Consider the following 12,939-nt stretch of genomic DNA (forward strand, 5'->3'; position numbering starts at 1 on the left):
AATTATTTGCATTCAAATCAACATAACCTTATCTTTTCATTGTTTTTATCTTCGGTTTTGCTCGTTAATTATCCTTCCCTCCTTCTTTTAGCTGAGTTATTATCAATAAACTAGTTATCTTACTTTGCAACCGTTTACTAATTCATTTTTACTATGATTTATACTACTCATCCAACTAAAAGTGAGGTAGTTGAGTAAAAAAGTAAGATAAAAGTGAAAAAAATGCATTTTTTTCTAGACAAGACCCTATCTCATCATTAGAATGCGCGCAATTTGCCAAAAATTTGCTTAAAAACTCATTTTGGCATTGATTTAGATCGCAAAATCTGAATTAATATGCAAAAAACGTGATTTATTATTCTCCGGAGGGTGTTTTGATTAAGTCAGCTATATTGGTTCTGGAAGACGGAACCCAATTCCACGGGCGTGCTATCGGTGCAGAAGGCGCTGCTGTTGGAGAAGTCGTTTTCAACACGTCGATGACCGGATATCAAGAAATAATTACAGACCCTTCCTATTCCCGCCAAATTGTTACTCTCACTTATCCCCATATTGGTAATGTCGGCACTAATGCTGATGACGAAGAATCTCCAAATGTTCATGCTCAAGGCTTAATCATTCGTGACTTACCATTGGTATACAGTAACTTCCGCGGGCAAGAAGGGTTATCTGAATATCTAAAACGCCATAATGTGGTGGCGATTGCAGATATCGATACACGTAAATTGACACGTTTACTGAGAGAAAAAGGCGCTCAAAACGGTTGTATCATTGCGGGTGATAACCCAGATGTTGCACTGGCATTGGAAAAAGCGCGTAGTTTTTCAGGTTTGAATGGGTTGGATTTAGCAAAAGAAGTCTGCACTAAAGAGATTTATAACTGGTCCCAAGGTTCATGGACGCTGGAAAATGGCCAGCAAGGCGCAAAAACTGCGGATGAACTCCCTTTACATGTTGTCGCTTATGACTTCGGTGCGAAGCGCAATATTTTACGTATGTTAGTTGACCGTGGCTGCCGTTTAACGGTGGTACCAGCAACAACACCCGCAGAAACTGTATTAGCGATGAACCCCGATGGTATTTTCTTATCGAATGGCCCTGGTGACCCAGCCCCATGCGATTACGCCATCAAGGCCATTGAAACATTTTTAACCACAGAAATTCCAGTATTTGGTATCTGTTTAGGGCACCAGTTACTTGCCCTGGCGAGTGGCGCTAATACCATGAAAATGAAGTTTGGCCATCATGGTGCTAACCATCCAGTTAAAGATTTAGATAAAGATGTGGTGATGATCACGGCGCAAAACCATGGTTTTGCTGTTGATGAATCGACACTTCCCGACACACTGCGAGTGACTCACAAGTCGCTGTTTGATGGAACATTGCAAGGTATTCACCGTACGGATAAACCAGCATTCAGTTTTCAAGGCCACCCAGAAGCAAGTTCAGGGCCACATGATGCGGCAAATTTATTCGACCATTTCATTGAATTAATTAATGAATACCGTCAGAACACACCTCGTCAAAACGCACAATAATCGGGAGCAAAAGAAATGGCAAAACGTACTGATATAAAAAGCATTCTGATTTTAGGTGCCGGCCCGATTGTGATTGGCCAAGCATGTGAATTTGACTACTCAGGTGCTCAAGCATGTAAAGCACTGCGTGAAGAAGGCTACCGCGTAATCTTAGTTAACTCGAACCCTGCGACAATAATGACTGACCCAGAAATGGCAGATGCAACTTACATCGAGCCGATTCACTGGGAAGTTGTGCGTAAAATCATCGAAAAAGAGCGCCCAGATGCAGTATTACCAACCATGGGTGGCCAAACCGCACTGAACTGTGCGCTTGAATTAGAGCGTAAAGGCGTTTTAGCCGAGTTCGGCGTCACTATGATTGGGGCAACGGCAGATGCAATCGATAAAGCTGAAGATCGCCAACGTTTTGATAAAGCAATGAAAAAAATCGGCTTGGGCACTGCACGCTCAGGTATTGCACATAATATGGAAGAGGCATATGCCGTTGCAGATGCGGTCGGCTTTCCCTGTATTATTCGCCCATCATTTACGATGGGAGGCACCGGTGGCGGTATTGCCTATAACCGTGAAGAGTTTGAAGAAATCTGTACTCGCGGTTTAGATTTGTCCCCTACTAACGAATTATTGATTGATGAATCGTTAATTGGCTGGAAAGAATACGAAATGGAAGTTGTCCGCGATAAAAAAGACAACTGTATTATCGTTTGTTCCATTGAAAACTTCGATGCCATGGGGATCCACACGGGGGATTCTATCACCGTAGCTCCGGCTCAGACATTGACCGATAAAGAATACCAAATCATGCGTGATGCATCGATGGCAGTATTGCGTGAAATCGGCGTTGAAACGGGCGGCTCTAACGTTCAATTTGCGGTAAACCCTAAAGATGGGCGCTTAATTGTTATTGAAATGAACCCACGGGTTTCGCGTTCATCAGCGCTTGCTTCTAAAGCGACGGGCTTTCCAATTGCAAAAATTGCGGCAAAATTAGCAGTGGGTTATACCCTTGATGAGTTAATGAATGACATCACTGGTGGCCGTACTCCGGCATCATTTGAGCCTTCCATTGACTATGTTGTGACAAAAATTCCACGTTTTAACTTTGAAAAATTTGCGGGCACGAATGACCGACTAACAACGCAAATGAAATCTGTCGGCGAAGTAATGGCTATTGGTCGCACATTCCAAGAATCAATGCAAAAAGCATTACGTGGTTTAGAAGTAGGCGCAACAGGCTTCGACCCGAAAGTGGCCCAAGAAGACCCTGAAGCACTAACTCGCATCCGTCGTGAGTTAAAAGATGCAGGTGGAGAACGTATCTGGTTTATCGCGGATGCGTTCCGTGCCGGTCTTTCTGTTGATGGTGTTTTCAATTTAACCAATATTGACCGCTGGTTCTTAGTGCAAATCGAAGAATTGGTGCGTTTAGAAGAAGAAGTGGCTGAATTAGGCATCAATGGCCTAACTAAGGACTTCTTACGTGTACTTAAGCGTAAAGGATTTGCAGATGCACGTCTGGCAAGTTTAGTCGGTGTTTCTGAAGCAGAACTACGCAAACTACGTCAAGGCTATGATTTACATCCCGTTTATAAACGTGTTGATACCTGTGCGGCAGAGTTTGCAACAGACACGGCTTATATGTATTCCACATACGAAGATGAGTGTGAGTCAAACCCAAATAATGCTAAACCGAAGGTGATGGTATTAGGCGGTGGGCCAAACCGAATTGGGCAAGGGATTGAATTTGACTATTGCTGTGTACATGCATCTCTAGCGTTACGTGAAGACGGCTATGAAACCATTATGGTGAATTGTAACCCAGAAACTGTTTCAACCGATTACGACACGTCAGACCGTCTCTATTTCGAACCTGTCACTCTTGAAGATGTGCTGGAAATTGTACGCATCGAGCAGCCAAAAGGTGTGATTGTGCAGTATGGTGGTCAAACACCATTAAAATTAGCTAGAGCGTTGGAAGCTGCGGGTGTTCCTGTTATTGGTACGAGCCCAGATGCCATTGACCGCGCAGAAGACCGTGAACGTTTCCAGCAGGCCGTTAATCGCTTGAACTTAAAGCAGCCACAGAATGCAACTGTCACTGCTATTGAGCAAGCAGTTGAAAAAGCAGCTGTTATTGGTTATCCACTGGTTGTTCGCCCATCCTATGTGTTAGGTGGCCGTGCAATGGAAATCGTATATGATGAAATCGATTTGCGTCGCTATTTCCAAACGGCGGTGAGCGTTTCTAACGATGCGCCAGTGCTACTTGATCGCTTCTTAGACGACGCAGTTGAAGTTGACGTAGATGCGATCTGTGACGGTGAGATGGTGCTGATTGGCGGTATCATGGAGCACATTGAGCAAGCTGGCGTGCACTCTGGTGACTCTGCATGTTCACTACCTGCATATACACTTAGCCAAGAAATTCAAGATGTGATGCGCGAACAAGTCCGCAATCTTGCCTTCGAATTACGTGTACGTGGCTTGATGAATGTGCAGTTTGCCGTCAAAAATAACGAAGTTTATTTAATTGAAGTCAATCCACGTGCCGCAAGAACTGTGCCTTTTGTCTCTAAAGCAACAGGTGTACCATTAGCGAAAGTTGCAGCGCGAGTGATGGTAGGGCAAACCTTGGCACAGCAAGGAGTAACGGAAGAAGTTATTCCACCATACTACTCTGTAAAAGAGGTCGTATTGCCATTTAATAAATTCCCTGGGGTTGACCCAATTCTTGGGCCTGAAATGCGCTCAACAGGTGAAGTAATGGGTGTCGGCCGGACATTTGCAGAAGCATTTGCTAAAGCGATGTTAGGCAGTAGCTCGACGATGAAAAAATCAGGCCGTGCACTGTTATCCGTTCGTGAAGGGGATAAAACACGTGTGGTTGATTTAGCCGCTAAGCTGTTAAAACACGGCTTTGAGTTAGATGCTACTCACGGTACGGCGATTGTGTTAGGAGAGGCTGGGATTAATCCGCGCCTCGTTAACAAAGTTCATGAAGGTCGTCCACACATTCAAGATAGAATTAAGAATGGTGAATATGATTACATTGTGAATACCACCGCAGGCCGTCAAGCTATTGAAGACTCAAAATTAATTCGTCGCAGTGCATTGCGCTACAAAGTTCACTATGACACGACGTTGAATGGCGGTTTTGCCACCACGATGTCGCTCAGTGCAGATCCAACAGATACAGTAATCTCTGTACAAGAAATGCATGCATTAATTAAGTAATTATTTAATAAGTCACCTATGTAAGCCTCAGTATTCAATTTACTGGGGCTTTTTTATGGCTACTTTTAAACTATCGCTAGCGAGAAAATAATTGTCTGGTGATATTGTGGGTAAAATATAATTCCAATAAAAAATGCAAAATTGAGATTGACTCTCACGTAACGTGAGGCACTAACCTTGGTCGCAATTACAGGAGGAACCTATGCTATTTCAAGTTGGTGAGATTGCGGAAAAAACAGGATTAACCATCCGTACACTGCATCATTATGAAGAAATTGGCTTATTGGTACCAACTGCAAGAACCGATGCGGGTTATCGGCTTTACAACATGCAATGCATAGAGCGTTTAACGCAAATTCAATTGCTACGGCAGGTTGGAGTCAAACTGAAAAACATCGGTGAATTACTGGATGGCCAGAGTGGAGATATGACGAGTTTGCTGCAAGAACGAATTGCATTATTAACGGAACAAATGGAGCAAATGGCGACATTACGTTATCGATTAGAGCAATTACACAAGCAAATGCAAACAGGTAATAGTTTAACTCAGGCTGATTGGTTTTCTGTATTGGAGATGATGTCGATGTTTGATAAATATTTTACCCCTCAAGAATTGGAACAATTGCCACTCTATACGGCGCACACGCTGAAAAACCAAGAGTGGCAACAGCGCGTAGCAACGGTAAATAAGTTGATGGAACAAGGTGTAACACCTCAATCTATCGAGGTGCAACAAATTGCACATGAATGGATGACGGCATTAGAAAGAGATACCGGAGGCAACCCGGATTTCTTTGCACGATTGAATCGAATTCATTTATCGGATAACACGTTAGCCTATTCATCAGGTATTTCTGTTGCAATGATCCAATATGTAGCAGAGGGTTTTAGTGAGTACCAATTATCACTGTTTAAACCACATTTAACCGCGGAGCAATTTGCTTTTGTTCAGCAGCATTATTTTTCCTCAGGTGAGGCGTGGCCCGAATTAATCGCAGGTTTATATAATGCATTAAAAGCACATAAATCCCCAGACTCACCCGAAGTACAACAATTAGCGAAAACATGGTTAGCGATGTTCAACCAGTTTACGGGGGGAGATCCTGAGCTACAAGAGAGAATTCGGGTAATTTATCGTGAGGAACCCAAGACTTCGCAAGGAACATGGATGACAGCAGAAATTGGCCAGTACTTATTTTCTGCTATTAGTTTGATGGATCAATAAGTTTGATGGATCAATAAAACCAAATGGCCGCTAATTAGCGGCCATTACTCGGTCATACTATGATTTTTCTTTGCTACCAGAGAGTGCCTTTCGGTGTTTCCAATACATTACAATTGAACCAATTAGCCCACTAATTAGTAGGATGACAGGGATAATCATTAGCGCACTAATAACAATTTGCTCATGTTCTTTCACAAAAGGAATTTGGTTTAAGGCATACCCCAAGGTGACAATCAAGCCAACCCATAACAAGCCACTTAGCCAGTTAAAAAATTGGAAACGGCGGTGACTTAATTCAGATAACCCAGCGAGCAAAGGTAATATTGTTCTGACAAATGCAAGGAAGCGGCCGATAAGTAGGGCGTATAATCCTTGCTTATTAAACATATTATTTGCTTTGGTGTGATATTCCTCAGGAATTTGCGCTAACCAGCGTTTCACAACCTTGGTTTCACTTAACCATCGGCCTTGTAGAAAACCTAACCAGCAACCTAAACTGGCTGCTGTTGTTAGCAATAGTATTGTGGGAATAAAGTGTAAGACCCCTTTGGCAATTAATGCACCTGAAAGGATCAACAAGGTATCACCGGGTAGGAAAGCGGCGGGAAGAACGCCATTTTCTAAAACAATGACAACAAAAAGTACGGTATAAATAACCCAAAGCACTTCAGGGTTGGAGAGTTTAAGGAAATCGTGGTGCCAAAGTGCCAGTACGATTTCGCGTAGGACTTCCATAATCATTCCTGTATCTGCGTAAAAGCGAATTTCTTTATCATCTATATTACAGGAAAAAAAGGGTTCAAGTTTGATTTGTTTGATGAATTAATCATTGAGTGGATAAATTGCAGGAAATATTTAATGATTATCCTGCAATTAACATCTTGATTTAAGCTACAAATTAAATTCGCTCAAAAGCTAATTGTAAGTCGTGAATTAAATCATCGGTGTGCTCTAAACCGATATGCACTCGGAAGAAGGTGCCTTCTCTTGGTGAAAAATCATACTGCCGCATACTGAGCAAATCTTCTTTTTGGTATCCCAAAATCAGCGATTCAAAACCCCCCCATGAATAACCCATTTTAAAATGATTAAAATTATCAAGAAAAGCGGTAAATTGCTCCGTGGTTAAGCGTGATTTTAGTTGGAAAGAGAACAGACCATTAGAGCCTGTAAAATCACGAATAAAGAATTCATGACCCGGAGAATTCTCAAGTGCCGGGTGAAAAACCTGTTCAACTTCAGGACGTTGCTGTAACCAATTAGCAACTTGTAAGCTATTAATTTGATGCTGTTTTAATCGAGTCGGTAATGTATGCAGGCCACGATTAGCCATATAAACAGTGTCTGGGTCAGCTGTTTGACCTAAGAGATAAGAATTTTCACGTAATGTTTCAATACAGCGTTGGTTTGCCACAGCAAGGCCGAGCATTCCGTCGGAATGGCCATTGATATATTTAGTTGCTGATTGGATTGAAACGTCAACATCAAATAATAATGGTTTAAGTAAGACGCCCGCAGCCCAAGTGTTATCAATCATAATGACAATTTCAGGCGATTTAGCACGTATAGCTTTTACGATTGCAGGTAAGTCATGAACTTCCATGGTGATAGAGCCGGGGGATTCTAAGAATACAATACGTGTATTGGATTGTATTAAATCAGCAATCCCCGTTCCGATTAGGGGATCAAAATACGTGGTTTGGACATTTAACTTAGTGAGAATATTGTCGCAAAAATTTTGGGTTGGGTCATAAGCTGAACCGGTAACAAGGATATGTTCGCCTGCAGAGATAAAGGACAAAATGGCATTGGTAATTGCGGCAGCACCTGAAGGGTAAAGGACACAACCTGCACCTGCTTCTAATTCTGTCATGGCTTCTTGGAAAGCAAAATGTGTTTGCGTACCACGGCGTCCATAAAATAGTACGTTATTTGCACGATGGCGAGTTGCATGTCGTTTTTCTTCAAGCGTATCAAAAATAATAGAAGAAGCTCGTTGAATAACGGGGTTTACTCCTTTTTGTGTGTATTTAGGGTTTCGCCCAATATGAACTAATTGTGTTTCAGGTTTTATGTCTGCCATGATTTTTCCCTACACAGGATGTGAACTAGTTAAACTCAAAGGTGATTTATACTAAGACGTTAAATGATCCTGATAGAAATGTAACCTGAGTATTCTTCAACTTTCAATTCATAGGTAAGTCTCATTTTCTCAGGTTGCGTATGAACACTTAATTGAGCTATGAATTATTAAGGAAAATAACCGCATAATAGAGAAGGACATGTTTGTCTAAACGCAAAAAAATATAAAAAAATCGCGAATACTAATGATAATTACTATCAATTCGCGCTGTGTTTGATATCATCAGCACCGTCTTTTTGAAAAGAGACGGACAGCGCGAGTCAAATTTCGCTTTTAAAGGTTAGTCGATGAATGGCACAATCATCGATATGAATTTTATTATACAACACTAAAAAGAGAGTAAAGGCCAACTGATGCGTAAACTAACAGCTTCTATTCTATTGGCGTTCGGCTTGATGGGTACGGCAGTCGCTGAAACCACACCTGCAACAACACCAGCTGCGTCTCAAAATACACCATCAACACAACCGGCAGTAAACCCGGCTGCACCAACAACAACACCAAGTGCTGAAGTTGCATCAGTACCCGCTGAGCCTGTACAAGGCGAAGCTGTGAACACAACAGTTGTTAATGAAAACATTGAAATTGCAACAGAAGCACCAACAGGAGGTTTTGATCAAGACTTATCTGTTTGGGGAATGTACCAAAATGCAGATAACGTGGTTAAAACCGTTATGATTGGTTTGGTGATTGCTTCTGTTATTACATGGGCGCTATTTTTCTCAAAAGGTTTGGAGATTTTAGTTGCTCGCCGTCGCTTAAAAGCAGAAGCGAAAGCGATTGCTGAGGTAAAATCACTTGATGAGGCGGTCAGTATTGCAGAAGGCTTCAAAGCAAATAGCATTACTCGTATGTTATTAAATGAAGCTGTTACTGAGCGAGCTTTATCAGCGAATAGCTCTGATTTATCAGGTACAAAAGAGCGCACATCATTCCGCCTAGAAAGGGCTGTTGCTGCTATTAGCCGTTATATGGGGCGTGGCAATGGTTATTTGGCTACTATTGGTGCGATTTCTCCATTCGTCGGTTTATTTGGAACGATCATGAATAGCTTTATCGGGATTGCCCACTCACAAACCACTAACCTTGCTGTTGTTGCGCCAGGTATTGCAGAAGCATTATTAGCAACAGCAATCGGTCTTATTGCCGCTATCCCTGCGGTTGTGATTTATAATATTTTTGCTCGTATGATCAACAACTATCGTGGTCAAGTAGGAGATGTCGCTGCTCAGTCCGCATTGTTACTGGGGCGTGATCTTGATCTGGCAAATAGCAAAGCAAGGTAATTATTATGGCAATGCGTTTAGGTGACGAACAAGACGATAGCGGTGAAATGCATGAAATTAACGTAACACCTTTTATCGATGTTATGTTGGTTTTATTGATTATCTTTATGGTTGCGGCACCATTGGCAACAGTTGATATTAAAGTCGACTTACCCGCCTCGACAGCGAAGCCGCAGCCGCGTCCAGAAAAACCCGTTTTTTTAACGGTGAAATCGGACAGCCAGCTTTTTATTGGGGACCAAGCTGTGACAAAAGAACAGCTTGCTTCTACACTTGACCAAGCAACAAGTTCTAATAAGGAAACGACAATCTTTTTCCAAGCGGACAAGAGTGTTGATTATGAAACTATGATGGATGTAATGAATGCATTGCGTCAATCTGGGTACTTGAAGATTGGTTTAGTGGGTATGGAAGCAACAACTTCAAAATAAGCGAATTACATCGTATAAACGCGTTTTATCGTTAAAGGTAAAACGCGTTTTTTATTATCTAACTATGCCTTAAGGTAAGCCTGTGGCGATCTAATTTACCTTTGGCACTATTTTTGTCTATCTCATCATATTTATTTTGCTAATTAGATTTCTTTTTAAGAATTTTATTCTTATTTGACGCTTTCTATTCGTAATTTGATAGGCTGGGGTGGCTATTGCACTCATTGTTTCACTCTATTTAGGATATTTTTGCTTGTATTTTCTATAAGCAATGAAGCATCTTATTAATTTTTATAATGAATCATTGTTTGTTTTTTCTTTATTATCACAGTAATGTCTATTGATTTTACCTTTTTTACTATTTATCTATTAGTTACATTGATTCATTTTCTTGGTTTTTTAATTTTTAAATGCGAGTTAAATAGCATATTAATGCTGATTATTTTATCAAAAGTGATGCAATAGCGATGTGAAACTTAACTAAAAATAAACCATATTATAATTAAGGATTTATGTGGGGATCATTTTTAATCTATTTGACCTAATTCCTTATTAAATTGGTGGTTATTTTGTAAGGGAAGGATTCATCAGAAAAGTTATTATTTATCATGAGCCTGATTGTTTTTATATTTAATTCGTAGGTTAATAAATTTTAATTACGTAAATACCATTAATATTTATAATTGAAAAATATGTAAGTTTTATTAATGTTCAGAATGTTTTATTATTCCAGAAAATATATTTGTAAAGCTATGTGATATATATTAATTAATATTAAATTTACTTTTAAATTTTAAGTAAATTGTTTTCTATAAAAAATGTAAATTGTTTGTAATATCTTAACTATAGGTTAAATATTTTGCCTGATTTCGGTTTTTTCAATGTATCTATTTGATTTTAATTGCTTTGTTGCATGGTTTTTGTAGCTTATCATGAAAATAAAAAAACACTTGCGCAACAAAAGTGTTGCGCTATAATGCAACCAATAACATTTAGAAACACTTTTAAATACTTTATTATACTGAGTTATCTATTTTTATAATTTACTTATGCTAGGGAATCAATAAGGCCAATGCTAATTTGGAAATAATACAAAGTTAGTGAACGTTTAGGCCTTTGTATTAAAAATAGTTATGATTACTTAACAAGTAGGTCAGCTAAGTGAACGTATTTATACTGTGAGATAAGTGTTATTACTGGAGTCAAATGGGCTGACTACAGACTACGCATAGCAAGCGTCGCCGTAATACGGCAATTTCATATTATACTCTTCTATAGATAAAATAAGACTACACTTCCAGCGTTATCATTGAGATAGCGCTTTTTTTTTATTCCCATCTATTTCTTTAAATCTGAGTGTGCTCAAGATCAATCTGTCTCTCGTTTTATGATGAAATAACTTCACGAAAAAATTTATCGGAGTATGATGTTGCCACTTCGCTGTGGGGATCGATATAAATACTTATAACGATAATTATACAACGGCGAATTTCTCTGCCAAGGTCTGGCGTGAATGAATTGGAAGTAACAATGACTTGGTCTGATTTTAAATCTCGCTATCTCATCGGTTTTTGGAAACCATTACCTGCAGTTATTGCCGCAGGTATCTTATCAACCTATTACTTTGGCTTGACCGGCACATTCTGGGCGGTCACGGGTGAGTTTACGCGTTGGGGCGGGCACATCATGCAATTATTTGGTGCAGAGCCAGAGACATGGGGCTATTTTAAAGTTATTGGTTTTGAGGGTACACCTCTGGATCGTATTGATGGCGTGATGATCATTGGTATGTTTGCAGGGTGTTTTGCCGCTGCATTATGGGCCAATAATATTAAATTACGAATGCCTCAGCATCGGATACGTATTTTTCAAGCTATTTTAGGCGGTATTATCGCTGGATTTGGTGCTCGTTTGGCGATGGGGTGTAATTTAGCTGCATTCTTTACTGGTATCCCTCAATTTTCATTACACGCATGGTATTTTGCTGTTGCTACTGCGGCAGGGTCATACTTTGGTGCGAAATTCACACTAATGCCAATGTTTCGCATTCCTGTGAAACTAAAAAAAGTCAGCACCGCATCGCCGTTAACACAAAATCATAATGTGGCGAAAAGGCGCTTTAAACTGGGAATGGTGATTTTCACTTTAGCACTGGCTTGGGGCTTTTATACCTTATTAGACTCCCCAGTAATGGGGTTTGCCATTTTATGTGGTATTGGCTTCGGGTTACTGATAGAAAGAGCACAAATTTGTTTTACCTCTGCATTTCGTGATCTGTGGATCACCGGACGCACCCATATGGCGAAAGCTATCATTATTGGTATGGCGGTCAGTGCGATTGGTATTTTCAGCTATGTGCAGTTAGGTGCAACGCCAAAAATTTTATGGGCTGGGCCGAATGCCGTCATTGGTGGATTACTGTTTGGCTTCGGTATTGTACTCGCTGGTGGCTGTGAAACGGGCTGGATGTACCGTGCGGTAGAAGGCCAGGTTCATTATTGGTGGGTAGGTTTTGGTAATATTATTGGTGCTACAGTACTGGCTTACTACTGGGATGACTTAGGCCCTTGGCTAGCGACTGATTTTGACAAAGTTAATTTACTTGAAACCTTTGGACCAGAAGGTGGATTACTGGTCACTTATGGGTTATTAGCGGTCGCATTTGTACTAATGTTGGTCTGGGAAAAACATTTTTTCCGTAAACGTTCTCAAAAAGCATCTAATGTATCCGTGGAGGTTGTATGAGTAAGAAAGACATTATCCCTGATTACCGGTTAGATATGGTCGGAGAACCTTGTCCATACCCAGCAGTGGCAACATTAGAAGCAATGCCATCGTTGAAAAAAGGTGAAATATTAGAGGTAGTAAGTGATTGCCCGCAGTCGATCAATAATATTCCTCTGGATGCGAAAAACTACGGTTATACTGTGTTGGATATTCAGCAAGATGGGCCGACTATTCGTTATCTTATCCAAAAATAACGAATACGCGTCATATTTTGCACTGTCGCGGCGTTGGCTTCATGCGTTAGCCCTAGTCACATACTTGTGTATGCTCCTAGGGTCTAACGCATTTGCCG

Annotated in this window: 9 protein-coding genes; 7 read left to right on the forward strand and 2 right to left on the reverse strand. The window is 40.6% G+C overall.

Features of this window, described 5'->3' with window-relative positions; genetic code table 11:
• The first annotated feature begins 374 nt into the window (after positions 1-374).
• The 3 genes from carA (at position 375) to P3L37_RS03020 (ending at position 6,000) form a co-directional block, all read left to right on the forward strand.
• The gene (carA, locus tag P3L37_RS03010; RefSeq protein ID WP_164528422.1) at positions 375-1,538 is read left to right on the forward strand and encodes a glutamine-hydrolyzing carbamoyl-phosphate synthase small subunit; all 1,164 of its coding nucleotides are present in this window, start codon (positions 375-377) and stop codon (positions 1,536-1,538) included.
• Positions 1,539-1,553: 15 nt separating this feature from the next.
• Positions 1,554-4,775, forward strand: coding sequence for a carbamoyl-phosphate synthase large subunit (gene carB / locus P3L37_RS03015; protein ID WP_109911863.1), 3,222 nt, complete (start codon positions 1,554-1,556; stop codon positions 4,773-4,775).
• A 202-nt stretch (positions 4,776-4,977) separates the two neighbouring features.
• Positions 4,978-6,000, forward strand: a complete 1,023-nt coding sequence (locus P3L37_RS03020) for a MerR family transcriptional regulator (RefSeq protein ID WP_109911864.1) — start codon at positions 4,978-4,980, stop codon at positions 5,998-6,000.
• 57 nt (positions 6,001-6,057) lie between these two features.
• Here P3L37_RS03020 and P3L37_RS03025 read toward each other — a convergent pair whose 3' ends face one another.
• Both P3L37_RS03025 and metC read right to left on the reverse strand, forming a co-directional pair.
• Positions 6,058-6,735 (reverse strand): DedA family protein, encoded by a 678-nt coding sequence (locus P3L37_RS03025; protein ID WP_004914669.1) that lies wholly within the window; start codon positions 6,733-6,735, stop codon positions 6,058-6,060.
• Positions 6,736-6,898: 163 nt separating this feature from the next.
• A complete protein-coding gene (gene metC / locus P3L37_RS03030; RefSeq protein ID WP_109911865.1) occupies positions 6,899-8,083 on the reverse strand; it encodes a cystathionine beta-lyase in 1,185 nt (394 codons plus the stop codon).
• Positions 8,084-8,496: 413 nt separating this feature from the next.
• Here metC and exbB point away from each other — a divergent pair, with 413 nt between their 5' ends.
• The 4 genes from exbB to yedF all read left to right on the forward strand — a co-directional run bounded on the left by exbB (position 8,497) and on the right by yedF (position 12,841).
• Positions 8,497-9,429 carry a tonB-system energizer ExbB gene (gene exbB, locus P3L37_RS03035; protein ID WP_272667457.1) on the forward strand — a complete coding sequence of 311 codons (933 nt, stop codon included), beginning with the start codon at positions 8,497-8,499 and terminating at the stop codon, positions 9,427-9,429.
• A 5-nt stretch (positions 9,430-9,434) separates the two neighbouring features.
• Positions 9,435-9,860 (forward strand): TonB system transport protein ExbD, encoded by a 426-nt coding sequence (exbD, locus tag P3L37_RS03040; RefSeq protein ID WP_004905603.1) that lies wholly within the window; start codon positions 9,435-9,437, stop codon positions 9,858-9,860.
• Positions 9,861-11,390: 1,530 nt separating this feature from the next.
• Complete coding sequence (gene yedE, locus P3L37_RS03045; protein WP_109911866.1) at positions 11,391-12,605, forward strand: selenium metabolism membrane protein YedE/FdhT; 1,215 nt, start codon at positions 11,391-11,393, stop codon at positions 12,603-12,605.
• Positions 12,602-12,841, forward strand: coding sequence for a sulfurtransferase-like selenium metabolism protein YedF (gene yedF / locus P3L37_RS03050; RefSeq protein WP_004914660.1), 240 nt, complete (start codon positions 12,602-12,604; stop codon positions 12,839-12,841). The genes yedE and yedF overlap by 4 nt, the downstream gene beginning before the upstream one ends.
• The last annotated feature ends 98 nt before the right edge of the window (positions 12,842-12,939 follow it).

This window comes from Providencia sp. PROV114 (assembly GCF_032704305.1).
In the GTDB taxonomy this organism is placed as follows: domain Bacteria; phylum Pseudomonadota; class Gammaproteobacteria; order Enterobacterales; family Enterobacteriaceae; genus Providencia; species Providencia rettgeri.